This window comes from Leptospira licerasiae serovar Varillal str. VAR 010 (assembly GCF_000244755.1).
Taxonomy (GTDB): Bacteria; Spirochaetota; Leptospiria; order Leptospirales; family Leptospiraceae; genus Leptospira_B; species Leptospira_B licerasiae.
On record NZ_AHOO02000008.1, the window covers coordinates 25,225 to 47,495 of the forward strand.

The 22,271-nt window shown below is 35.2% G+C and carries 21 protein-coding genes and 1 pseudogene; 9 read left to right on the top strand and 13 right to left on the bottom strand.

Going from position 1 to position 22,271, the window contains the following annotated elements:
• Positions 1 to 26: 26 nt before the first annotated feature.
• Together LEP1GSC185_RS10480 and LEP1GSC185_RS10485 are read left to right on the top strand one after the other, a co-directional pair.
• Positions 27 to 1,187 (top strand): transporter, encoded by a 1,161-nt coding sequence (locus tag LEP1GSC185_RS10480; protein WP_008589764.1) that lies wholly within the window; start codon positions 27 to 29, stop codon positions 1,185 to 1,187.
• Positions 1,188 to 1,457: 270 nt separating this feature from the next.
• Positions 1,458 to 2,774: pseudogene (locus LEP1GSC185_RS10485) on the top strand (DDE-type integrase/transposase/recombinase).
• A 104-nt stretch (positions 2,775 to 2,878) separates the two neighbouring features.
• Here the strand turns inward: LEP1GSC185_RS10485 and LEP1GSC185_RS10490 are convergent.
• From LEP1GSC185_RS10490 to LEP1GSC185_RS10520, 7 genes are all read right to left on the bottom strand, one after another.
• Positions 2,879 to 3,688: a hypothetical protein gene (locus LEP1GSC185_RS10490; RefSeq protein ID WP_008591344.1), complete on the bottom strand. Its 810-nt coding sequence runs from the start codon at positions 3,686 to 3,688 to the stop codon at positions 2,879 to 2,881.
• 9 nt (positions 3,689 to 3,697) lie between these two features.
• The gene (locus tag LEP1GSC185_RS10495; RefSeq protein ID WP_008591236.1) at positions 3,698 to 4,132 is read right to left on the bottom strand and encodes a hypothetical protein; all 435 of its coding nucleotides are present in this window, start codon (positions 4,130 to 4,132) and stop codon (positions 3,698 to 3,700) included.
• 288 nt (positions 4,133 to 4,420) lie between these two features.
• Complete coding sequence (locus tag LEP1GSC185_RS10500; protein ID WP_010514617.1) at positions 4,421 to 4,837, bottom strand: hypothetical protein; 417 nt, start codon at positions 4,835 to 4,837, stop codon at positions 4,421 to 4,423.
• On the bottom strand, positions 4,834 to 5,547 hold the full coding sequence (locus LEP1GSC185_RS10505) for a hypothetical protein (protein WP_008589799.1): 714 nt from the start codon (positions 5,545 to 5,547) through the stop codon (positions 4,834 to 4,836). Before LEP1GSC185_RS10505 ends, LEP1GSC185_RS10500 begins: the two co-directional genes overlap by 4 nt.
• Positions 5,540 to 5,989: a Mov34/MPN/PAD-1 family protein gene (locus LEP1GSC185_RS10510; RefSeq protein WP_008591230.1), complete on the bottom strand. Its 450-nt coding sequence runs from the start codon at positions 5,987 to 5,989 to the stop codon at positions 5,540 to 5,542. Before LEP1GSC185_RS10510 ends, LEP1GSC185_RS10505 begins: the two co-directional genes overlap by 8 nt.
• Positions 5,990 to 6,022: 33 nt before the next feature.
• Entirely contained in the window at positions 6,023 to 7,843 is a 1,821-nt protein-coding gene (locus LEP1GSC185_RS10515) for a ThiF family adenylyltransferase (protein WP_008589660.1), read from the bottom strand.
• A gap of 9 nt (positions 7,844 to 7,852) precedes the next feature.
• Positions 7,853 to 8,920, bottom strand: a complete 1,068-nt coding sequence (locus LEP1GSC185_RS10520; protein ID WP_008591308.1) for a ComEC/Rec2 family competence protein — start codon at positions 8,918 to 8,920, stop codon at positions 7,853 to 7,855.
• 137 nt (positions 8,921 to 9,057) lie between these two features.
• Here LEP1GSC185_RS10520 and LEP1GSC185_RS20320 point away from each other — a divergent pair, with 137 nt between their 5' ends.
• Positions 9,058 to 9,414, top strand: a complete 357-nt coding sequence (locus LEP1GSC185_RS20320) for a helix-turn-helix domain-containing protein (protein ID WP_010514620.1) — start codon at positions 9,058 to 9,060, stop codon at positions 9,412 to 9,414.
• The gene (locus LEP1GSC185_RS10530) at positions 9,392 to 9,934 is read left to right on the top strand and encodes an ImmA/IrrE family metallo-endopeptidase (RefSeq protein WP_008591552.1); all 543 of its coding nucleotides are present in this window, start codon (positions 9,392 to 9,394) and stop codon (positions 9,932 to 9,934) included. Before LEP1GSC185_RS20320 ends, LEP1GSC185_RS10530 begins: the two co-directional genes overlap by 23 nt.
• Positions 9,935 to 10,113: 179 nt before the next feature.
• Here the strand turns inward: LEP1GSC185_RS10530 and LEP1GSC185_RS10535 are convergent, their stop codons facing one another.
• Positions 10,114 to 14,370 (bottom strand): NACHT domain-containing protein, encoded by a 4,257-nt coding sequence (locus LEP1GSC185_RS10535; RefSeq protein WP_008591195.1) that lies wholly within the window; start codon positions 14,368 to 14,370, stop codon positions 10,114 to 10,116.
• Between the two features lie 109 nt (positions 14,371 to 14,479).
• Positions 14,480 to 15,355, bottom strand: coding sequence for a hypothetical protein (locus tag LEP1GSC185_RS10540; RefSeq protein ID WP_010514622.1), 876 nt, complete (start codon positions 15,353 to 15,355; stop codon positions 14,480 to 14,482).
• A 69-nt stretch (positions 15,356 to 15,424) separates the two neighbouring features.
• Between LEP1GSC185_RS10540 and LEP1GSC185_RS10545 the strand changes: the two genes are divergently transcribed.
• The 3 genes from LEP1GSC185_RS10545 to LEP1GSC185_RS10555 all read left to right on the top strand — a co-directional run bounded on the left by LEP1GSC185_RS10545 (position 15,425) and on the right by LEP1GSC185_RS10555 (position 16,945).
• On the top strand, positions 15,425 to 16,084 hold the full coding sequence (locus LEP1GSC185_RS10545) for a tyrosine-type recombinase/integrase (RefSeq protein ID WP_008591022.1): 660 nt from the start codon (positions 15,425 to 15,427) through the stop codon (positions 16,082 to 16,084).
• 7 nt (positions 16,085 to 16,091) lie between these two features.
• On the top strand, positions 16,092 to 16,481 hold the full coding sequence (locus tag LEP1GSC185_RS10550; protein ID WP_008590197.1) for a hypothetical protein: 390 nt from the start codon (positions 16,092 to 16,094) through the stop codon (positions 16,479 to 16,481).
• 65 nt (positions 16,482 to 16,546) lie between these two features.
• Complete coding sequence (locus tag LEP1GSC185_RS10555) at positions 16,547 to 16,945, top strand: LIC_13246 family protein (RefSeq protein WP_010514627.1); 399 nt, start codon at positions 16,547 to 16,549, stop codon at positions 16,943 to 16,945.
• Between the two features lie 299 nt (positions 16,946 to 17,244).
• Here the strand turns inward: LEP1GSC185_RS10555 and LEP1GSC185_RS10560 are convergent, their stop codons facing one another.
• Positions 17,245 to 17,652: a hypothetical protein gene (locus LEP1GSC185_RS10560; RefSeq protein WP_008591550.1), complete on the bottom strand. Its 408-nt coding sequence runs from the start codon at positions 17,650 to 17,652 to the stop codon at positions 17,245 to 17,247.
• A 456-nt stretch (positions 17,653 to 18,108) separates the two neighbouring features.
• The gene (locus LEP1GSC185_RS19870) at positions 18,109 to 18,465 is read right to left on the bottom strand and encodes a hypothetical protein (RefSeq protein ID WP_010514629.1); all 357 of its coding nucleotides are present in this window, start codon (positions 18,463 to 18,465) and stop codon (positions 18,109 to 18,111) included.
• Positions 18,466 to 18,621: 156 nt separating this feature from the next.
• On the opposite strand from LEP1GSC185_RS19870, the gene LEP1GSC185_RS10570 reads away from it, so the two are divergent.
• On the top strand, positions 18,622 to 18,981 hold the full coding sequence (locus LEP1GSC185_RS10570; protein ID WP_008590773.1) for a hypothetical protein: 360 nt from the start codon (positions 18,622 to 18,624) through the stop codon (positions 18,979 to 18,981).
• A gap of 10 nt (positions 18,982 to 18,991) precedes the next feature.
• On the top strand, positions 18,992 to 19,537 hold the full coding sequence (locus tag LEP1GSC185_RS10575; RefSeq protein ID WP_008589841.1) for a tyrosine-type recombinase/integrase: 546 nt from the start codon (positions 18,992 to 18,994) through the stop codon (positions 19,535 to 19,537).
• 57 nt (positions 19,538 to 19,594) lie between these two features.
• Here the strand turns inward: LEP1GSC185_RS10575 and LEP1GSC185_RS10580 are convergent, their stop codons facing one another.
• Both LEP1GSC185_RS10580 and LEP1GSC185_RS10585 read right to left on the bottom strand, forming a co-directional pair.
• The gene (locus tag LEP1GSC185_RS10580; RefSeq protein WP_008590964.1) at positions 19,595 to 20,623 is read right to left on the bottom strand and encodes a hypothetical protein; all 1,029 of its coding nucleotides are present in this window, start codon (positions 20,621 to 20,623) and stop codon (positions 19,595 to 19,597) included.
• 468 nt (positions 20,624 to 21,091) lie between these two features.
• Positions 21,092 to 22,153: a hypothetical protein gene (locus tag LEP1GSC185_RS10585; RefSeq protein ID WP_008596728.1), complete on the bottom strand. Its 1,062-nt coding sequence runs from the start codon at positions 22,151 to 22,153 to the stop codon at positions 21,092 to 21,094.
• Positions 22,154 to 22,271 lie beyond the last annotated feature (118 nt).

Genomic DNA, 22,271 nt, shown 5'->3' on the forward strand with positions numbered 1-22,271 from the left:
CCCTCATTCTTGATTCGGAGTTAAAAATGAAACATTATATTATTCTTTTCCTTCTTCTTCTGCATATTTCTTTCCAAAGCCTCTTACCTGTAGAACCGGAAAATTCCAAAACGGTCATCGAAGAAGATCCTCATGCGCAACATCGTAAGGCAACCTCACAAGAACAGTCCCACAGCCACGGAACCAGAGCGGACGAAATCGCACCTGCAGGATTAATGTTTCCGCATGTTCACAAGAAAGATTCCTGGTTATTAGATTTCCGTTATATGGGAATGAACATGTCAGGTTTATTGAATGGAAGTAAATCGATGGGAACTTATGAGGCTCTTTGGTTTCCACAATTCGACCCTAGCGTATCCATGCCAACGGGAAGTTTGTTAACCGGAGGACCGAGCATTCCCCAAACCTCCGTCAACGGTTATCGATATATGTCCGTTCCCAAGACTATGCTCATGGAAAGTTACATGACAAGTGCAATGTACGGGCTGTCAGATGATACGATGGTAATGTTTATGGTGCCGGTCTTACGAAACCAAATGATGATGGAGACAAGTAATTTTGACTCCTCCCAAATGAAATCGGCAGGTGTCGGAGATATTTCCTTTTCAGCAGCACATCGTGTTTTCCAACGAAACAACAATGAGTTTTTCTTAAACTTTGGAATCTCCCTACCTACAGGATCAATCGATCAAAGAGATTGGATGCCGATGATGGGAGATCAAAAAGTTCCCTACAATATGCAGCTTGGGACAGGAACAATCAATTACTTACCCGGAATCGCGTATTCAGGGAAGTCTGATCGATTTTCCTGGGGTCTTGGAGCTAATGCAAATCTACGCAGTTCAAAAAACGAGAACCAATATCGTTTTGGAAATATCTATGATATTAATTCTTGGATCGCCTACTCTATCTTTTCTTGGACGAGTATTTCAATTCGAGTTCAAGCTAGCTATTGGGAGAATATAAAAGGAAGAGACGGCTCCCTGGATCCGAAAATGGATCCACAGAATGATCCGAATCGGCAGGGAGGAAACAGAACGGACTTACTTCTCGGTATGAATTTTCTTGTAGTCGAACGGATTCGATTCGGATTCGAAACTGGAAAACCTTTCCATCAGCATTTGAATGGGCCTCAATTGGCCATGCAAACTCTTTTCAATACCTTCCTTCGGTTTGATCTGAATTGATATATAGTAAATAAAAATTTTATTTCTTGCAATGTAATGTGGCCGGGTCTAAAACATCCGGCTTTTTGAAAACGTGTAGTATATTATAATATTTAATCTTTCTAAATTAGCACAATTTCCGATGAGACAGATTCCCCATTATGGGAAGTTACCTATTGCATCACGTAATAATCTACTCCAAATGAATCTGGAAAATCAGATAAAAATCTACTCCAAATCTTAAGAATCAAACGTATTACAATCTCCTCTTTCTATGGTTGAGGTTGCAATATGAGACTGAATCTACAGGAGAAACGAATGGTTTCCAAGATCTTCAAGGAGAGATACCGTTGGGCTTTCAAGAAAGAAAAAAGTCTGATCCTAGATGAGTTCATAAAAGTCACAGGTTACAATCGATCGTACGCGAGAACCGTTCTCCGAATTACCAAATCAAAGAACTCCAAGCACCCTCGAAAAAAGAATCCTATCTATGATGATGAAGTTAAAAAAGCAATTGAATTCCTTTGGGAAGTTCTAGATCGGATTTGTTCCAAAAGATTAAAAGCGGCCATTCCCGAAATTTTAAAACAAATCGAAGAATTTCAAAGCTATCCTTTAGAAAAGCATGTGAAAGCAAAATTACTAACAATTAGCTCCGCGACCATCGATCGGCTACTTAAACCGATCCGGTTTAAATTCAGAGGTCGAGGCACTTCTGTCACGAGACAACCTCGTTTTCTAATAGATAAAATACCGATTAAAACCTTTGGAGAATGGAAAGATACTCCTCCCGGCTTTACTCAAGTCGATCTGATCGCTCATAATGGAGGAAATGTTTACGGTGGTTTCTTCTCGACTCTTTTTGCGACAGATGTTTGCACCGGATGGACAATTTGTATCCTAGTAAAGAATAAGACCGAATTTCAAATGCTAAAGGCATTTTCCAGGCTCCGGAAGGCTTTCCCTTTCCCATTACGAGGAATTCACTCTGACAACGGTTCTGAATTCATAAACGATACAATCTTAAGGTTCTCTGAAAAATACAAACTCACTTTCACCCGAAGTCGGCCTTACAAGAAAAATGATAACCCCCATATTGAACAGAAAAACTATTCAGTCGTTCGGAGAAACACCGGCTACTTAAGGCTTGATCAGCCCGAACACGCTGAGTGTCTGAAAACAATGTATTCTTATCTCAATCTGTATAATAACTTCTTCCTACCAATTATGGTCCTAACAGAAAAACACCGCATAGGATCTAAAGGAATTCGAAAATATGACGAACCCAAATCCCCATACGCCCGAGTATTGAATCGTAAAGAAATACCTAAAATCTCTAAGAAAGAATTGATCTCTTTCTACCAGACTTTAAACATCTTCAAACTCAAAGAATAAATTAACCTTCTCCAGGCCCAAATCGTTCGATCTGCTGCCCCTATTAGAAATCCGGTAGAAAAGGTCAAAATACGTCGAAAAAAAGGAATTACTCACACGACTCCGGTTTGGAGAAGAGAAATGAATTCCGAAACAAAAAATCCCTTTATCGAAAGGCAACGAATCGAAGAACTTAGGCGAGCCACCCAAAAAGTCTGGAATAACAGAAAATAGTTTACTCTCTTATCTTTCGCCATGATATTTGGAGTAGATTTTTAATTGATTCTCCACTGCCATTTTGAGCAGGTTTTTACTGAAGCAAGTCGAGTTAAGTATTTTTATAATAAGCGGTTCACTATGGGCAAATTTACAATATTATCTGAAATAGCAAATTTTAACTCCAATATTATACGAGATTTCTCCATCTTTGTTTCTAAATCATAGCGACCACTATCAACTTTACTCAAAACACCTTCGCTATTCGCTCTAAAAAACCCTGGGTCAGTCCCGAAAAGCTTCTGTATATGTTCTGAATCTTTTAATTTCCCTGAAATTAGAACGAGCGCGAACGTACTATCAATAACTTGTAAAATGTATCCAGCATTCCAGCCTACTGGGCTTGACTGAGAGACTAATTTCCTCGAGTATTGATTGTATTTACATAGCTGCCCAATATTTAATTTTCCTTCCATTCGAAAAAGTCGAACTCGCCCCTCTACATAATCTAAAATTGATTGTGAGTCGTTTTCGTATGCATGATTTAAAGCAATCAATGCGCTTTCACTATTCTTAACTTTTTCCGAATCTGCTTTTTTCTCCTCGACCAAAACTAAATTCGATTTTATCCGCTGAAAAATCGCAGATACTTTCCCCAAAAGCATATCAGTTGTGGGCAGAATTAAAAACGAAAAGGTTAATCCGGATAGAAATGGCAATCCGACTCTGAAACATTTTTCGACTTTCAGAATATTCAAGAACTCAGTCCAGCCGTTCACTGGATTATACTTATCAGGCCAAAACAGGCCGATGAGAATCTGAAACAACTTATCAGAGTTAATTAAGAAAAATGAAAATGCTATTGAACCAAATATTGGATGGCTAAAGCGGTCCGTAAAAGGCTTAGAAATTGTCTTCAAAAGTTCGCTCATAATTTCTTTCTATTTAAACTTCCCACTATTAATAATACATTCTGGTATTTTACCTTTGTGTAATAACAATATTGGCTGTAAATTTTGGTCTTCTTTACGATTCATTTCAGAAGGAAATTCTTCCATTAAAGTCTGTTCAACTCTTTCAATGGCTCCTTCAACAACCTTTCCAAGCTTTCCTAAATATAATTTCGCCCCATGCCGCAAACAACCTTCTATCCAATGCCTATAACTTGAACCGTATCTCGGATTAACTGATTCACCATTGATTTTTCTTGGATTCCCGCCGAATACACTCTTATCCACCTTTCCCCAGTAGAATGGCTTCTTATCCCATTCATGCAGATAGATCCCCTGAGTATGATCTTTTGCATCCTCATATTTCTCACATAGCTCCCAAATTATTTCAATACTATCTATTTGATCTAATTCGAGCTCCGACATTTCTAAATCCTTTAATGCGTTTTTATATTAACGAAAAAATTCCCAGTATTCCAATCTAACTTAGGCTGATCCATGAAGATAGACTCCGAAGTTCGTAAGCCGCAGGAATTGCATTGGATCCAATAGTGCCATTCCCCGGCTTCTGCTTTTCTCTTTCTGAACCTAACTCCAAACCAGTTCTTACACGTTGGACATTTCTTTAAGTTTATAGACTGACCAATAAATTTCAGCATTCTAAACAATGATAGGCATGTCTACGTAGTTAATAAGTTGTATGAAATAAAATCATTATTCCCTTGTCGCCAAATAGCCAAGCCCAAGAAAAAGCAATGCGGCCCCCCAATTTCGCACGTCGTTAGATACTTCGTAACCATCGACAATCGAAGAAGAGAAATGCTGACAATTATAATTAAGCAAATCATACCGCCTATTTCGAACTATAGCATTCTTTATGTTGGTCTTAATTTGAGAGAGTAGCAATCGAGGTCGGCGAAGGCTGTAATATTTCCGTCCATCCATAAACTCATCGATTGAGACTATAGAAATATTTGATTCCGGGTGATTATGAATGACCATAATCTGGCCAAATTCATTTTCACCTAATATGACTCCAGTATGCTTTGTTCCGTATTCTTTAGAGCGCGAAATCTCCCAACTGACAAAACGTCCCAGCGAATGGTAATTACTATCAAAAATTTCTTTCATTTAATTTCTTCCTCTAATTTATAAATACTTTTAAGCAAGGCCTTTGAGTAATTGAAGGCCGTATCTTTAATTTTTGCCTTAGTCGACAAAATTGAAACTCCAATCCAATAAAGTAACGAAAATGATAAATATAATAGTAAGAAGGATAAATTTCCGTTTATAAAATAATAGCTACCAATTGCGACGATTATTCCAGTAAGAGAATAAATGGCAAATTCTAATCGAACAGCATATAAGTTCCTCCAAAAACCGTAAGTTATATTTTCTTCTAACAATAAGCCGTTCGCCCGATTTAATTCTATTAATCTAAATATAATCGACTCCATATTATCTATATTTATTCTTTCAGGATTCTTTATATCCTTCCGGCCAAACTTCTTTGCAAGTATTCTAAGTAGCTCTTTTCTTTGTCCGTTTGAAAATGCAGCATTTTTGCCAATCAGTAACAATGACGATGGATTCCCTCCCCATTCTTTCCAAAGCACACTTTGTATTTCTTGTCCCCTTTTTCTTACGCGGTATACTAACAAAAAAGGGATCCCGAAGAGAAAGAAATAATGTAATATAGGATATTCTTTATACGAAATATTAGAATTTAAAGCAAGTACGAGGGAAAGTGTAGCCGGAAATGTAATTATAAATGCGGGAATAAATCGAGCTCGTAAAGAGTATTCTTTATCCAGTAGTGATCTAATAAATATATCATTCATATCCGTTGCCTTCAATTATACCGTTTTTATCAAAAACATAATATGCCAAACCAATGGAATCGGAATCATTTATTAGGGATGCTATAATTAATATTGGCATTGGACATGAGTATTTTTCACTTAATGCGATCCGCTTCATTGAATTAATATCAGAAATACTTGGCTTATTAATATGAGAAGGATGAAAATGCCATTCACCGATATAAAATAAATTCTTTTGAAAGCCCTCTTCCAAAGCTTCGGCAATACCAGCTACTCCGCGAACAAAACTACTCGGTCGATGCACAGAATCTCGGGTTGGACCAAGAGATTTTTCTACATATGCAATTCGTCCTCTTATTGAATAATTTCCCAAAATAATTCCACCCGTTTCTATTTTTTTATTCTTTATCACTTCTTTAAAAATAGAATCTTTAGTATCCGTCGATATCTTTATTAACATACAGAAAGGGTTATTTATTACATTTATTACACGTTAAGATACTTTCCTAATTCCAAGGTAATCCATATCTTCATTGATTACTTTTTCATAGACGGAGAAATGAAATTCACCAGAAGCCAGTTTCGTTGCTTTTTCAATATTCGTAATTATTGCACTCGTAAATGAAATAATATCATCTAAACGAGCTGGAAATAATGGGTCCCAACATCCTGTACCTTCTGGCCTAAAATCAGATCTATGAAGGTTTTGCTCGCTATATTCAACTTGAGCCCATTTTGCATATTCATCTCGAAAACGTTGAACCATAAACTTGGAAGATTTTGATGCGAAAAAATACAGTCTTTGAGCATTCATACCAAGGAAAACAGTTATCCATATTTTTTCTTTTTTGGGGTTATAATTTTCAAATATTGAAAGCACTGTAGCATCGGCCGAAATATCTATCAGGATATCATAAGCTCCCCAAGATTCAATATCCGGCCCTCTATGAAATATATGCGCATGAGCAGTTACCTCAACTCCGGGTCGTACTAACTCTAATTTCTTTTTCAAAAAGATAGACTTTGGAATTCCGACTTCAGTTAATGAAGCTGAAAATCTACTTAAATTTCCCGCTTCAATCGTATCCCCATCATGTATTTGGATTTTATCCATTCCAAGACGTACTAGATTTTCAATCAGGACTGACCCTAAAGCACCACCGCCAACGATGACCGCAGATAGATTTTCTAACGCCAAGGATTTTCCGCGCTGAATTAAATTCCCTTTTGCCCAATTCTCGGTTTTCTGCCATGCTATATTCAAACTCGAAGCTGACTCAAATACTACTTGCAAATATTTTGATAATTTAATATTCTTTCTGGAGCCGGGAAATTTCTGGACTTCCTTAAGATCTACACTAAAAGCAATCCAAAATATTTCAGAACAAGCGTCTCCATATTTTAGCGGGACAGGAAAGCCCAAGAGTACTAATACTTTTTTTTCTTTAGATAAGCTACCCTTCACTGAAGCGGCCTTAAGCAAAGAATTTTGAAGTCTATTTAATATTTCCGGATATACATTCAACAAATCCCCGTAAGTTTTAGGAAATGCCCAGTCCTTTTGAAAAGGATACTTCTCGCATTTAACCCATATACCGATTTTTTCTTCAGAGTTCTGGTTCAGAATCTCCTTAGACCAGTGATATAACATCACTTCATCACTATTAGTATCTAAAAACCTACATGGAAATATGAAATCTCTTCCTGCGTGAGGCTTTGTTTTTACATATTCAAAATAACCGAAATGTCTTGCTTCTTTGTTCCATTTTAGAAATGACTCTGTAGTTTCCTGAAATAAAATATAGAGTTCGTTCCTTGCACGCCCTGAGAGCCCAGGGATACTTGGCAGTTCAAAGTATTCTCCAGGGTTTTGTAGTTTTTTCTGAAACGCACATTCAAGATAGGCCCTAAGACGAACAATATGACGATGCAAAACAACGCCTTCAAAATTCGAGGAGAACAAATCAGTTCTATTTTTTGCCTTATTAAAATAATCTGCTAAGCAAACTTTTCCAGATCGGCTATTATACTCTTTATTAACAGATGAATTATCTAATTGGTGTGGGAACGTGAGATTCAATCCATTATCAATAGCAGGATATACTTCAATTACTCCTCGAGGATAAGGATTATCGATTACAAAAATCCAATTACTCAAAGAATATTTTTTATATTGAACAGGTATATCAGGAAGATCGACTCTTATGCTTAATTCTATTCTGACTTTCTGCTTTTCTAATTCATCGATTGAGTGAACTTTAACCCAATCAAAAATATCAAGCAATTCAATATCTTTTTTAAGCCGAAGTAACATCTTGGTTTCCTAAGCAAACCTCTCTGGCTCAGGCTCTGATGGTCTTTTGGAATGAAAAAATTTCTGTTCCTTCCTTTTCTTCTCTTTATTAGAGCAATACTCCTCTATCAAGCTTTTGTCTTTACTAAAGCTCATTTTTCCATCTGGCGATATATCTACAACAAGGCAAAATTCTTCTTCTCCTAAATTGAAAATATTTTCTTCTACTACGTACTTCTTATACTGCTCCAATGCTTCTTCATGTGGATGCCCATGCTTGCTTTCCTTAGGAGCACTTATGACTAAATATTCTGGCCTTATTGAATCCATATGTTCAAGATAAACATCAAGGTCTACGTCACCGTTTTCCCAAAAAAAGTCTTTCGATCCATGATGCGAAGCGCTAAGAATTTCGCTTTTCAAAATGCCATTATGATATTCCACAATATGGTTTTTCCAAGCAATACAGTTCGAATCACCGGTAATAAGGATGGATTTTTCCGGATTTCCGTACGTAAATTTTATTACTCCGCAATATTCATGGATACGAGCATAATGCGTTTCTGCATTTTCATCTTCAATGTCATCTTTTACATATTCTGCGGGAGCTAAAACTTGATATGAGATACTTCCAAGTTCCCTAATGACATCTTTTTCATCTTTCGAATTTCTTACTTTGTTTTTTGAATTTGTACCTTTTAGAAGAAAAACCTTGTCAGTACCCAATTGATTGATTACATCTTTCATTTCCTCAAAAGAAGACTTATGATCTCCCTTAGGTGTGTGGCCTGAATGCCATAATTCACTGATACCAAATCTTTCTTGAATTTCTTTGACCTTAGCGTTGTGGTCTTTATGAGGATGAGTGTTGATATAATAATCTAAGGATTCACCACCTAATAAATCCTCTAACATTTCAATCAGATCGACTCCGTCGACTGATGTATCTATGTTTGAATCTATGAGTGCATACTTATGTGCCCCATCTTTATTAGGAATTGCGAGCAAAGTGCTCTCCCCTTGCCCCACGTTTAAAAAGATAATTCGAAACGTATCCGACTTTTCTGGCTTAATTACTTCAACTGCTACATTCTTCATGCTCCAATTCTAGCTCCATTTAATTACTGAACTTTAGACAAAATATATCAGTCTAACTGATATATTTCACTAGTTTTTTTTCATAGATATTCTAAAAAATTACTTGAAATTCCGAATTATGTCTCATTCTTAACTCGATGGAACCTTCATGGATTGTAAGTTTAAATCAATCTATTGGTCGAAATGTCCGAAATTATAGAAAGGACCGGAAGATTTCTGTAGAAAATATAGCAAAAATGGTATCCCTATCTAAATCCTCAATCGTCCAGATTGAAAGAGGGCAACAAGCTACGCCGGTTCATAAGCTATATTTGATTGCAGAGGCATTAAATTGTAGTATATTTGATTTACTACCCTCTATGGAGGATTTTAAGCGTTCTAAAAATAGCAATGTAGATTCTCAGTCTTTGAAAAGAATAAAAGACGATGAATTGAAGAGAATTCTCAAAACAATTTCAAAAGGAAAAACTAGTGCGCGGAAGAAAAAATCCTGAGCGAATCGCGGAATTATTTTTAGAAGAGAATAATATAACCAAGTATCCAGTTAATATAAAAAAATTAATTAAGAAAGCTGGACTCCAATTAGTTGAAATGGAATTACCTGGAGATGTTTCAGGCATTCTTGAAGTGAATGGGAAAGAATATACAGTTTTTGTTCATGAAAAACATCATGAACATAGACAGCGTTTTACAATGGCGCATGAATTAGGGCATTTCTTAATTCATCAACCGAAAGCAACTCACATCGATCGTAAATCTTTCTTCAGAAGTCCATCTTCTTCAGAAGCGCTGAATTATGAAGAAATAGAGGCGAATCGATTTGCAGCTTCGCTATTAATGCCGAAGGAATGGGTGATTAAAGAAATTAATCACTTTGCCTCTCTACATGGTGGAGACCTAATTGATAATGATCAAGATTTAATAGAGTACCTCGCTGACGAATTCGACGTGAGTTACGCAGCAATGGCCTTTCGAATTCAAAACATCGGAATCTTTAAAGGATTCTTTAGTTAATAATGCTATTATTTAAACTTCGCATGACGTTGGAATTACTTTCGTTGCGCTTCAGCATATTAACTTTCAACTTCCGAGAAGAGGAAGTTTTCAGAAGTAATAATATTAATATATTATAATTAAATGGCTACCATCCGAGACACAGCCAATCTCATCTTCTTTATTGCACAATATTCATATTAAATTTTTTCTTTTTTCTTATTTGAATTCTTAGTTTTATGCCCCCCTTTTAAGGTCAAATCTATGCCAATCACAAGAACAGCTTCGATGCTTTTTTTGCTTTCCTCAATAAATCCTTTAGCTAAGGTGTTTAGCTCATCAACAACTTGCACAAATCCAATTTTTTCACCAGTAGATGGACTATCCCAATTCCTTGTGGATCTATTAAACAAAATATAAATACCATACTTTGAATTTTTATCGAGAAGATACTTCCCAATAAGTTGATCCCTTAAGCCCTTGATTAAGTCTAAAAAGGATAAATTTTCAACAACTTTCAACTCCAAGGTAATCGACCCTGATATTCGATTATTAATTAATCTTAAATCCGTCCTATTACCGTCTGAAAATTGTATTTCTTGTTCGACTCTATAGTTACCGCGAGATAGGTCTTCAAGCCTATTTTTCAAATGATTTCGAATATCTGCTTCAAGTACAGAGATAAGTAATTTTGCTTCACTACTTTCTCCAAGTTCCAAAGCACTCTTTATCTCAAAAACATGATCCATTGATAGCTCATGCAAATCACCTAAACTTTCAGGCTTCCGAACATTTCCTTTTTCAAATTCCAGAATGTCATCAAGCTTCTGAAAGTATCTCTCAGAATCATTTTCCGCTCTCTCTCGCGCCATTCTAAGGAAATTTGGTCTCAATTCAATCACAGGATGAATTTCGGATAACTCTATTAGCTTGTTATATGTTTCTTCACCTGGAATGTCACATAGATAAGATAAAATAAACCCTCTACTCATTTGCTCTTCATCGCGAATATCAACTTGGTGCGGAACTCCTTCTAGTCGAATATTATCCTCCTCATATTTAATAAACTCATACGAAAGCTTGTATAATGAATAAACATTTTCAGAACTCAACCTTCCAATATCGAAAGTAGCTCGGGTTCGATTACAAAGAGAACGGATAAAATTCCCTACTATTTCCTTCTGATTTACAACAACTTGGGACCTCACATAATTCTCGAACCTATTAATTCCGCTTTCCGGATCAACTGTTACTAGTAAACAAAACCAAAATATTCTTAAGTCAAGACGATCAGTAACCAATCTCCTTTCCGCTATGTTAATTAATATTGTTCGATCATAGTCGCTCAGCTTAATTAGACATCGCGTAGCATCAGTCAAAAGTCTAATATTCTCAATCGGGATTTCGTATAATAATTTAAGAATTTTGTTCTTTATGGATTGTTTCAATTCATCAAAGGAACTGGAAATAGCATGCAGCAAGAAATCAAAAATTGAATCTTGCTCTTCCGCAGGAAGCTTCATTTCATACTCGATTTCCCTAAGAAGTAATACTTCAACCTCCTTTGAATAATTTAAATAAAGGCTCTCAAACCAGTTCGGGAAATGGTATTCTAAAAACGCATATCGACAGAGTAGTTCAACTTCCGCAACATTCAAGTTTTTGAAAAAAACGTTAGAATGAAAAACTTCAAATCCTATTCCAATTAAAGCATATTTCCTTAAATAATGATTATCCGATTTTATTCTTTCAGATCTGAAGGAAGGCTTTAATAATCTCCAGAGCTGCATTGAAATTCTTGCATAATTTTCTACAAATTCATCTCCAAAATTTTCCTTAAGAATTTCAACATTCTCCGATTGAAAATCAAATTTGGGGTCGACCTCATATTGGAGCTTACCTAATGCAATTTCTATTGCTTGCAGATCGAGGTCTCCAACTTTCGAATTTTGAAAAATCATTTCGATACTCTTTTTGACTTCCGCCTGTCTTTGAAGATTTCTTTTTTCTGAATTTATATTTATTTGCGATCTTTTTCCCCAAGCGCGTTCTGACCTTCTATAATTACGTTGCTCTTTTACTATCTTAATTAATTCTTCCTTTAATTCTATATTGTCCTTAACATTATCTTTTAAAATTTGATTGTTCTTTTTATTTTTATACTTTAGGTACAAGAGATAAGAGATTCTTAAAGCTAGCTTCCTTTTCTTAATATCCACCTGCTCTTGAAATGATCTAATAGCTAAATCAAACGATATTTTCCCAATTTCCCATAACGAATGGTGAATGAAATAAATGTTGGATATGGTAGGTTCAGGAAAATCTTTTTTCCCTTCCCGTTCATTCTTCACAAAAAATAGATCACAATCTTGCCAAATTAAATCCAATGCCAATCGTTCATTTAAGAGAATGAGTTCTTTAAGCTCCCCTCTGTTTTCAAAACCCGAGTGATCATCCGTCCATAAAGAACAAAATAAAATTAATTTGATTAATTCCTTGTTATTATCGTTTAAATTTCTTTTCTTAATAATATAAGCGCATAGTAATCTTGTCGGCTCTCGAAACCAGCTAAATTCTGAAGAATTTTGGACTTCAATGGCGATATTTACAGATTCTTTATATACAATGGAATTAATACCACTGACCAAATTAATTAAGCCTATTTGATTTAACTTAGTAAAATATTTAACAAATACATCTCGAAAACGAGCATTTTCTTTAAACGTTAATGATCTAACATTCGAAAGAAATTCAAGCATTAATTCAACTTTTAGAGAGGCGGACGAAAAACAATCAATACACTCTAAAATTAAAGATATTTTATATTTATCCTTTTTTAAAAGACTTCCCAATACATTTTCTTGGAAAGCAATATCTGGTAATGTAGAAATGTATCGTATACAAACAATTCTTGAATATTCATCAAAATTATCATTATTAACTATTTCTAAAGCTATTTCGGCACATTCCGTATATTCACCTTGCCATATCAAACGAAGTAAGAATTCCCGAATTTCTTTATTTTCTAAATAATCAACCAGAAGCTCTTTTACTTCGTTGCCTATATTAGAATTTGTCGCGAAGCGACGAATTGAAAAAATATCAAATCCAAACCGACCAAAAGGTTTATTACTATACTTCCGACAGAATTCTCTTAAAATTAATATTTTAGTATTTGGATTATATTCGGAAGGACTCCCTTCAGTTAAGAGCACTTCTGGGGCAATTTGCAAAACTTTGTCGAAAATCTCCGGTTTTTCTTGTGCAATCCAAGCACAGATCGCTTTTAATCCCGGTGCAATAAATTCTTCAGAGTATTTTTTCTTAAAAAGTATTTCTTCAATTTTATATTTTGAACTTCTTGCTTCATATAATCTAAGGAACCATTTGGCTGCCAAATATTCTCGAGGTATTCTGTGATAAAAGGCAACTGTCCCGTAGATGGCAGGACTAAATATCGGACGAGCTAATAATCGGTTTAATTTATCTTTTTCCCAATCTGGAAAAAGCTTTTGTATATTTAAGCCTGAAATTGAACTTTCACACTCTGGCAATTTAATTTTCGGAATTCCTGTCAAGGTAACCCCACCCGCCAATTTTTGAACACCTTCCTTAAGCTCATTTAATGATAAATTATCATGATAGGTTTCATTTGATTCTCCTAAGCGAAGTTCAATATTATTTTCTAGTAAAGCAACATACCCTCCGATCTTATGATTTTTCATCCAATATTGAGCAAGCTCTTCAAGGTCAATTGGTCTCTTTAAAAATAAATTTGCTCCTTTTAGATCTACTTCGTGTAAAAATTGATCAATTTTATTCACACCAATAAATTGTAAAAATTCTCGAATCATTCGATCGTCCAGATCCATTAGATTCACAATCAACAATTCTAATGGAATACTTTCATCTAGTCCGGTCTTAAATTGGCTTAGTGCATTGATATGACTGGAATAAACTTTCCTAAAATCCTCTTTGGTTCTCCATTCACTTACTCGACTAGTAATATAAATATTTGACTGGTTTATTTTTGAACCTAATATTTGATAAAATTTTCTCAAAGCGATATCGAAATTGGTTCTGCTAATCAACTTTGCTTCGTCAACTGAATCTAGAAAAATCCAGCCTTGAGTTTCAGAATTTTTCCATTCTTGAAATTCTCGAATAGAACCAACCACAAACGAATAATCAAAATTCGACGGTATGCTTTCGATCTTAATGCAAAATGAATATTTACCTTGCTCTTTTAATTCTTGAGCTTTATTAATCAATTCTACTGTCTTTCCAGTTCCAGCTTCTGACAATATAACGACAAGTTTATTACTAAGCAAATTTTCCCAAGATAATATAACCGAATTAAATCCTATATGATAATCTTCATAATAACTACCGAAGCTTTCATCTTTCTCAATTAAACAGAACTCTCTATTTAGATTTATATAATTAATAGGACTCAAACTTTACGTCTCCGCACGACTATCATCAGATAACAGGTATTCAAATATTAGCCAAACAATTACTTTACTTTCTATGCCCGAAGATTCCTCTTCTTCTGTTTTCCAGAAGCTAAATTAATCGTATTAAACTATTAATTTCGAAATCGAACTCCATTCCTAATTTCACCTTAAACACTTCCAATACAAGATTTGCGCGTAGAGTTACAAGAGCATTCAAACTATTTTCATAATACTCTATAAGGACTCCGGATAATCTAGGGACAACTGGTTCCTTAATTTTATAAAAAACTTTTGGAATTAACCAAAGACCACAACCTGAACATCCTCTTGGAAATTTCCCAGTAACAATTCCAATGGCTGGGTCAATAACCTGCTCTCTATCATATTCGACTAACAAGTGCGAATTCCTATGGATTCCTAACTTATCATATAAGCTCTTATCTTTATGCTCAGGGTTCGTAAAAATAAAAGGTTTACTTTTAATTTCTCGAGTTCTCTTATCGATTTTAGTATTCGAATTCGGATACCCATAAAGAAAATAGGTTTGAGGCTTTTCAATAGCCGGATTAAAGTCAATATTATCAATCTTCATAAATTCATAGATTTCATAAATTTTCTTTAAGACTTCTGAATCAATCTCAATTATTCCAAGATCGATTCGTGACTCTCCAATATCTTTTGATCCAGCGGTTTTAAAAATTCGCCAATTGCCGTCAAGAGGTAGATTCACATCATCTTTATAATAAAAGAAAAGATTTTCATTATACCATTCTAAAGTATGAGCCGTTGTGATTACGAAATACCGATCATTATGTGAAAACAATAATGATGTTGATGCCAAGTCTACATAACCCTTGTCATTCATGTAAAACAAAGGCATTGTAAATTTATTTATTTCAAAGACTCCTTGCTTCGTAATATCAGCAACGTATTGTCGCATACTTAAGAGCTCGTTACTATTAGACATTTTTTGTAGCTTATCCAAAATTTTCCTTTTCTAAAATACCTGGGTACCTTTTGTCAGATTAGTCCGTTTTGGATTGGTTAAAAAATAATGTCAATCAGATCTAACGTTATAAGAATTGAAGAATATCAAAATCGTAGAAGCAAAGGACCACGTGACTCGGAACCAGAAACCGGTATAATGCTCGGAAAGGGACTGACGGATCAGACAATGGTTGAATTGACTCGGAAGTTTTCAACTCCTGTAACTGAAAGAGATTTTCGTAACCGCGCCCTATTCTCCCTAATGAGCAAAACAGGGCTTAGAGCTAAAGAAATTGTTTCTCTTCGCTTCTCCCAATTGTTTCAATCTCCTTCCAGTGAAATGCTAATCACTTATATTAAGAAAGGTGGACGAAGAGGCTTTTCAGTTATAGCAGAGGAAACATTACTTTTTCTTAAAGAATATCATTCTTGGTTTAAGGAGAAGCATGACTATTTTATTCTTTCTCTTTCCGGGAGGAACCAATCTGCCCGCTCTAACCTAAGCACACGAGGGCTTCAGCTGATTGTCAATTCTTGGGGAGTAACTACTTGTAGTGGTCGGCTCGTACATCCCCATTCGCTTCGCCATACATTAGGGGCCAAGCTTCTTGAAACCGCCGGATCAATCGCTGCTCAAAAGGTTTTAGGTCATTCGACACCAGTTACCACTTCTAAGTATTACACAAAACCCTACTTTGATGCTTCTAAGTTTCTTACCTGGGAATAAAGAAAGAATGACCTTACTTGAAAAGATAGAAACCAACTCCGTTCAAGAATTGATCGAATCTGGAGAAATTGTAAGCCTCATGATTCCTCCTTATAGATATCGAGTCGAAGAATTCTATAATTGTCAGGTATACGTTTCCAAAACTGTTTGGTCCGAGTTAAATACGGTATATAGCAAATCACGAGACAAAAAATCTCCTACTCGAATAGTTTATAACCTAATGGCTGGTAGCACAGGCCGAGTAATCGACGAAGTAGAAGAGAAGATAGAAATATTCTTAGTTTATTTCAAAGGCCTATTACCCTCTCTAAATAGATACAGAGCGTTTAGGAAAATTTCATTACCGAAAGATTCGGAGGATCAATACTTACTGATTCTCAGCATAAACGAAGACTAACTTCTTTTTTATTATAATTTAAGTTTTTTCCTTTCGGTATTTTACTGTTTTCGAATATTATTTCGGTGACTGAAATAAGAAATCAAAAACACCAATGGCTCCAAATAAATGAAGAAGGCTTAAAGATCTTCAATGAGATTCTCCGCTCCTTAATTGCCTTCCATGAAATGATCTATGGAAACACTAAAGCCTCAGACGAAACCTGGATATTTAAAAAGAGACTTGTTGAATCTACCAATCCCTTAGTTGCAATAAAGAAATTTGGAGACTATGAATACTTAGTCTTCGCCAAGATTCAAGATAAGTACAACTCCTGGATCCACATTGATGGAATACAAATGGAAAGAATAGAATTAGAAAAGATTGGGACACAAAAGCATGATGTTTTCAATATTCTCAATATGACTGACATCTACACGAATCATTGTGAGCCGTATGCTGGGGAAATACCAGAAGACGTCTAAAAACTACTCAGACAAACGTAAGCGGATAGAAGGATTGATGTATTAATTACTCTACAGGAGGAGTAGACAACTAGTATTTTTATTATAATATCTAACCAACTTCTACTCCACCCTGCGTTTTAGATAGACTGGAAATTCCAATCGAATGAATGCAATCAGTTGGTTTCGATACCAAGAATCATGAAACCTTTGATTACTTGGTAAAACTGATACTTTTCAGACACTAATTTTGGTGACTAAATAAGTCCATATTAAGGGTTCCGGACAGCCACATGGATTATAGTCATTGGTAATTTCAATTAATTCAATTTATATCCTTCAGCTAACCAAGGGTACAATCTCATCAAATCATCTGCAGCTCTATCACGTAGAATATCTAAAGCTTTCTCATTCTTTGAAATGCGTTTATATCCATTATAAAAATTTGACATTTCACTCAAAATAAATTTGCGAACGATATTTACTATTGAATCAGAATCATTCTGAATTTTGTTGAATTCTATTTCACCATAAACTCTTTTATATTTAGAAACCGCATTGGATATAATCTCCTCTTTAGGTAACCTATCAATCACTATTGGAAACCGTTCAGCAAATTCCCTCGGGTAAATTTCCTTATTATTAAGTTCAAGGGAAAGTTTTTCCGTTTCGATCTCCAGTAAACTTCTACGTTTATGATAGCTACTTAGCTTTCTTCTCGTTCTCATTCTAATTTTACTTTAGCAGAACTGACTAGTTCCGCCATTTCTCCTTATTGTTAGTTTCAAATTCCTTCGAAATCATTTCGAAAAAATCTTAGAAATCATTTTGATTTCATAATTATATTGTATGGGCAGGTTTCTCTTTCTCAAAATCAAAATGGGAAAAAAGTTTAACTTTTCAGATTTTTTTTTCAAAAGTCGGACTTGATTAGTAAATTATAAATGAGTGATGTGAATTATCGCATTATGCTTTTTGATTATTGGAAATTTGTAATTAGAACTTTTTTTCTGAGAATTGAAACTTTTTTCCCATTTTGATTTTGAGATATAGCCATTTTTAAAAACCGTGGTCATTTTAATCTTTGATTCACGATCAAATTAGTCGGAGAGAATGCATTCATCACACAATGTAAGCTCTCCCCGGTCGCGTTTACGGAACACTTCTGCAGCTATTCGAACAACTTAAGTTTCTTTCTTCTTCCTTACCTTCTTCTTCATTCCGCATCCTGGAACTCCGACGCAAGTCCAGAACTTACCATACTTCCCGCCCAAGGCTTCCATTCTAATCTTGCAATTGCAAAAAGGACCGAGTTTAATCTTCTTTCCTTTAGCATCTGTCTTACGAGTGCCAAAGGGAAGCTCCATTTCACTAGTTTTATCTATCAGATAGTATTTGGTGGTGGTTAGCTCATCTCTTTGATAGACTGTAGTTCCACATTTTTTACAAGGAACTTCCACTTTCTGTGGCTGACGACCTCCTTTGTTATCATGGCAGAGATCGAACTCTGCGAGACAATACGGACAAGTTAAATTAGCCATTTCTGATTTCCTCCTAATTTGTTTAATTAGTGGAAACAGTTCCGAAAAGTTTCTAACAGAGTTAGAATTAATAGGCTAATGAGTAACCTTCTTAATCCGCATTCATTTATTCTGAATTAATACAATCTCCTACTAATTCCTTAGGTAAAAAAATCTATGGAATTCAAACATATAACACATATTGAGAACCCTCCTAAAGCAACAGAAGGGAGACTCATAATTTCTAAAAAAGTTAAAGACGAGATCAAAAAAGCCAACGAGAAGAGTAGACCTCCGAAAGATCCCGAAACAATTCTTCAGGATATAATTCACGGAAGTAAGGACGGTATTATCACGACCTTAACTCCGAAGATTAAGCTCTTCTTAGTTCGGTTTTCACCGGTCCATCTCTTTCAAATACCTTTCCAAGTCTTTGTCGCTATATCTTCAACGGATGATTTCGGCCAGCCAGTTACTTACATCCGAACTCTCGACGAAGACGACTCCAAACCCGAAACCGTTTCAATCAAGTCCTAAGGAATCTATCATGTCTATTGAATCAAATGTAATCTACCTATCCTCACTTTATCCTAAGTCCGAACCAAAGGATCAAAACTTCTCACTTACCGAAAATCGACTTTCAGAAAAAACACTTACGAAACTGTATCTTGATTTCTCTGAACCTGAAACAGAAGAAGACTATCGAAATAAGGCTCTCTTCCTTGTAATGCAGGAGTTAGGACTATTGGCTATGGAAATCGTCTCCTTAAAGCTCTCAAACGTGTCTAAAGGCCTCTCTGAGCAATCTTACATCAGTTATATGGGTAAATGTGGAAAAAAGAAATCTTCAGCTATTAGCGAAGCTTCTCTAAACGCTGTAAGGGAGTATCACGAAAAGTTCAGAATCGAATCTGACTATTTCTTTGTAAGCCGTCCGAGAAAAAACCAAAAAGAAAGGAAGAACCTTACAACTAGAGGTTTGCAATTGATTGTAAACTCTTGGAACGCTCGTACTCTTTCTGGAAAACTCATTCACCCTCAAAGCCTAAGAAACACCGTCGGTCAAAGACTATTGACCGGGACCTACCCCTAAATGGTCCCGGCCAACAATCACTCTAATTCCTTATTAACAAAATTGCATTTACTTACTTTAGTTTTTTAACTCAATTTTGAACTCTGGACTAATAAGTTTTTTACCAAGCTTTTCTATTGATTTTAGAATGGAAATGGAAACTCCCTCCTGGTCCACAAGTCCTCTTGTTAAGTAGGTAACAAAACTTCTAAACTCATGTAGATTTCTAAGATTTTGAGAAAATCTATCCACAGAATTAAATGAATTTTCATCAGGCTCATCTTCCTCTAAAAATTCAGCATTGCTCATAGATACTGCACAATTCCAGAGAGAGCCAATGTCTGCTTTGATCTCATCTGTGCATTTAAGCAATCTCAATAAAGGATGAATGTAGCCAAGGCTGCTAAAGAAAGAGACTGCATTATCTCTCATAACTTTCTTTAAAGATCCTTCAGTCAGTGCTTCTAATTTATTTTCACCGACGCTTTGCTTGACACTTTGAACATTTTCTAACACAACACTGAACTCAAATTGATACTCATCAGCAGCAAGACTTTTCCAATGGGATTTGTCAGCAGGAGAAAAAATCTTCAATTTCTGAATAATTCTTCCTCCACTAATGGAGTCTACGCATGCTTCAAACTTTGGATAATCTCCATTGTATTTTCCATATATCCATTTTTGTAATTGGAAAATTTCCTGAGGTTCTCCTTCAATTTTTATAGCTTGTATTAGATGAAGCTTTTCAATTTCCATATTATCAAAGCTCTTAATCAGACATCCCTTTTTCTCACCAAGGTTATAACGCATCATCATCATGATAAATGTCTCGTCATGCTCAGTGTCTGTAGGAAGTGTGAATCCTTTATACAATTGTGCCAATGGATAAGTAACGAAAACTTTTCTGCTTTTGACTTGAACTTCAATTTCAGAATATTTAGGACTTTCCCCTTTCTCAGCAGTTAGGTTATCAGTATCAAGTTTCTCAACGTCTTCTATAGGGAAAGAAAAAGTAATCTTCTCTATCCCAATGTTTACACCATCAGGGCGACAAATCAAGTAGCCATCTACCATCATCCCCTGATCCATTTCTTCAACAAGTTCCATTATAGGAACCTCCTAATAATAATTTTCAAAACGGATCGAAGGAATATTCGAAATTAGGTTTTCCCTTTTTCGTACTTCGAAGTTCCGATTTATTAGTTAGTGGAAAGTTTTCCAAAAACTGTTCTGGGATCATTAGCGAAATGAAAGGTTCAGCTTTCAGATTGGGAGTTGTTTCCAAAGTCCTGCTTAAAACCTTCTTAAAACGATTTTAAAGGCCCTTAGAGATGCTAAAATCTCTCACCGCTCCTTTTTCCCTTTCGAATTCAAAAACCGTTAGGAGATCTTTAATAAGCTTAAGTAAAGCCCTAATTACAGACTGGCAAATCCGGTTGATGAAACCTTAAAGACTAAAAATACTATTCAAAAAGTGATGAAGGGGGAACTGTCATCCCCCTCTACAAGTGTTTTAACTTTGATTAAGAAATAGATCTATTAGTTTTCCCTAATTTTCATAAAACCAACTTTGATTTAATTCAGCAGGCCTATCTCCTCTGCAGGATTAATCAGCTTGTTTTTCAACTCTTTAAGTTTTTCAAGCCTGTCATCTAACATCCAGTCTCCGAGCTTCTGCTTGTTTTGGTAATCTTCCAAGCCATAAGACTTAGGAATCCTTATTACCTCTTGGAAACCTTCAATCATTTCAATAAAAGCTGAGATAACACTACCTTCATACTTCCCTTCCATTGCATAAGGAGTCACATCATCTACAATATTGACCAGCTTCTTAGCTCTTTCAAGATGTTCATTGAAAGCCGGGTAATAGTATGTTTTTATCAAGTTTAAGTTTGCTTCTAAGAAAACACTGACGGAGTAGTCTACGTCATATTCTTCAATAGAAGGGAGGAACTCTTCAAGGAAATACTCAAATATTGCATTTATTGAACTTTCATCAAATTCGAAAAATCCTACAGAAATATCTCCAAACAAATTATTTAGAATTTCCCGATCCTTTATCTCTATCCAAATCAGTAGAGCATCTTCTTCATAGCCAGTTTCAATATCATGGTTAATAGGAGAATTATTCTCAGGACCCAACTCACGCTCAAGATTACTACTGGAAAATTCAATGCGACATTCATCATTCTCAAATCTAATAGTGTTATTTTCTTCTAAATAACTCTTCAAAAACCCAGGAGCATTCAAGACATTAAGTAAATGACGATAGTCTTGATAATTATATTTCAAATAGGTTTTTTTAACCAATGTAACATTCATAACATCTAAGGAATAGATACCTTCAAGCAAATATACGCCTAGGTCTCCCAATGCATCCGTCATCATTTCATCGAAGTAATCTTCTCCATCAAATTCAACACCTGGTAACACATACGGAATACTAATGGCATTCATATTGAATCTAATATGAAGATACTCTTCATCTTTACGAAGATAGATTTTAACAGGATCTATTTCCAACTGATCCTTATACTTTTCAGAAAAATCTACTTCATCAATGTATGCTCTAAGAGTAATCCACTCTATTCCAATAAAATCTCTTTTCTCATTCATTTCATTATGAATATCTGTCATTAAATTCTCCTTATTCAATAAACAGTTTTGAAGAATCATTCATTCGAATCTCCAATAAGTTAAGTATTTACTAATACTGTAACTACTAGTAGGTAAAAGTAATTAGAGTAGTAGTTAG

Coding starts and splice junctions, on each gene's coding strand:
- LEP1GSC185_RS10490 (WP_008591344.1), bottom strand. CDS start 3,688: ATGAGCGAACTTTTGAAGACAATTTCTAAGCCTTTTACGGACCGCTTT.
- LEP1GSC185_RS10510 (WP_008591230.1), bottom strand. CDS start 5,989: ATGTTAATAAAGATATCGACGGATACTAAAGATTCTATTTTTAAAGAA.
- LEP1GSC185_RS19870 (WP_010514629.1), bottom strand. CDS start 18,465: ATGGCTAATTTAACTTGTCCGTATTGTCTCGCAGAGTTCGATCTCTGC.
- LEP1GSC185_RS10585 (WP_008596728.1), bottom strand. CDS start 22,153: ATGACAGATATTCATAATGAAATGAATGAGAAAAGAGATTTTATTGGA.
- LEP1GSC185_RS10580 (WP_008590964.1), bottom strand. CDS start 20,623: ATGGAACTTGTTGAAGAAATGGATCAGGGGATGATGGTAGATGGCTAC.
- LEP1GSC185_RS10570 (WP_008590773.1), top strand. CDS start 18,622: ATGGAATTCAAACATATAACACATATTGAGAACCCTCCTAAAGCAACA.
- LEP1GSC185_RS10480 (WP_008589764.1), top strand. CDS start 27: ATGAAACATTATATTATTCTTTTCCTTCTTCTTCTGCATATTTCTTTC.
- LEP1GSC185_RS10520 (WP_008591308.1), bottom strand. CDS start 8,920: ATGAAGAATGTAGCAGTTGAAGTAATTAAGCCAGAAAAGTCGGATACG.
- LEP1GSC185_RS10545 (WP_008591022.1), top strand. CDS start 15,425: ATGTCAATCAGATCTAACGTTATAAGAATTGAAGAATATCAAAATCGT.
- LEP1GSC185_RS10575 (WP_008589841.1), top strand. CDS start 18,992: ATGTCTATTGAATCAAATGTAATCTACCTATCCTCACTTTATCCTAAG.
- LEP1GSC185_RS10495 (WP_008591236.1), bottom strand. CDS start 4,132: ATGTCGGAGCTCGAATTAGATCAAATAGATAGTATTGAAATAATTTGG.
- LEP1GSC185_RS10505 (WP_008589799.1), bottom strand. CDS start 5,547: ATGAATGATATATTTATTAGATCACTACTGGATAAAGAATACTCTTTA.
- LEP1GSC185_RS10550 (WP_008590197.1), top strand. CDS start 16,092: ATGACCTTACTTGAAAAGATAGAAACCAACTCCGTTCAAGAATTGATC.
- LEP1GSC185_RS10500 (WP_010514617.1), bottom strand. CDS start 4,837: ATGAAAGAAATTTTTGATAGTAATTACCATTCGCTGGGACGTTTTGTC.
- LEP1GSC185_RS10560 (WP_008591550.1), bottom strand. CDS start 17,652: ATGAGAACGAGAAGAAAGCTAAGTAGCTATCATAAACGTAGAAGTTTA.
- LEP1GSC185_RS10515 (WP_008589660.1), bottom strand. CDS start 7,843: ATGTTACTTCGGCTTAAAAAAGATATTGAATTGCTTGATATTTTTGAT.
- LEP1GSC185_RS20320 (WP_010514620.1), top strand. CDS start 9,058: ATGGAACCTTCATGGATTGTAAGTTTAAATCAATCTATTGGTCGAAAT.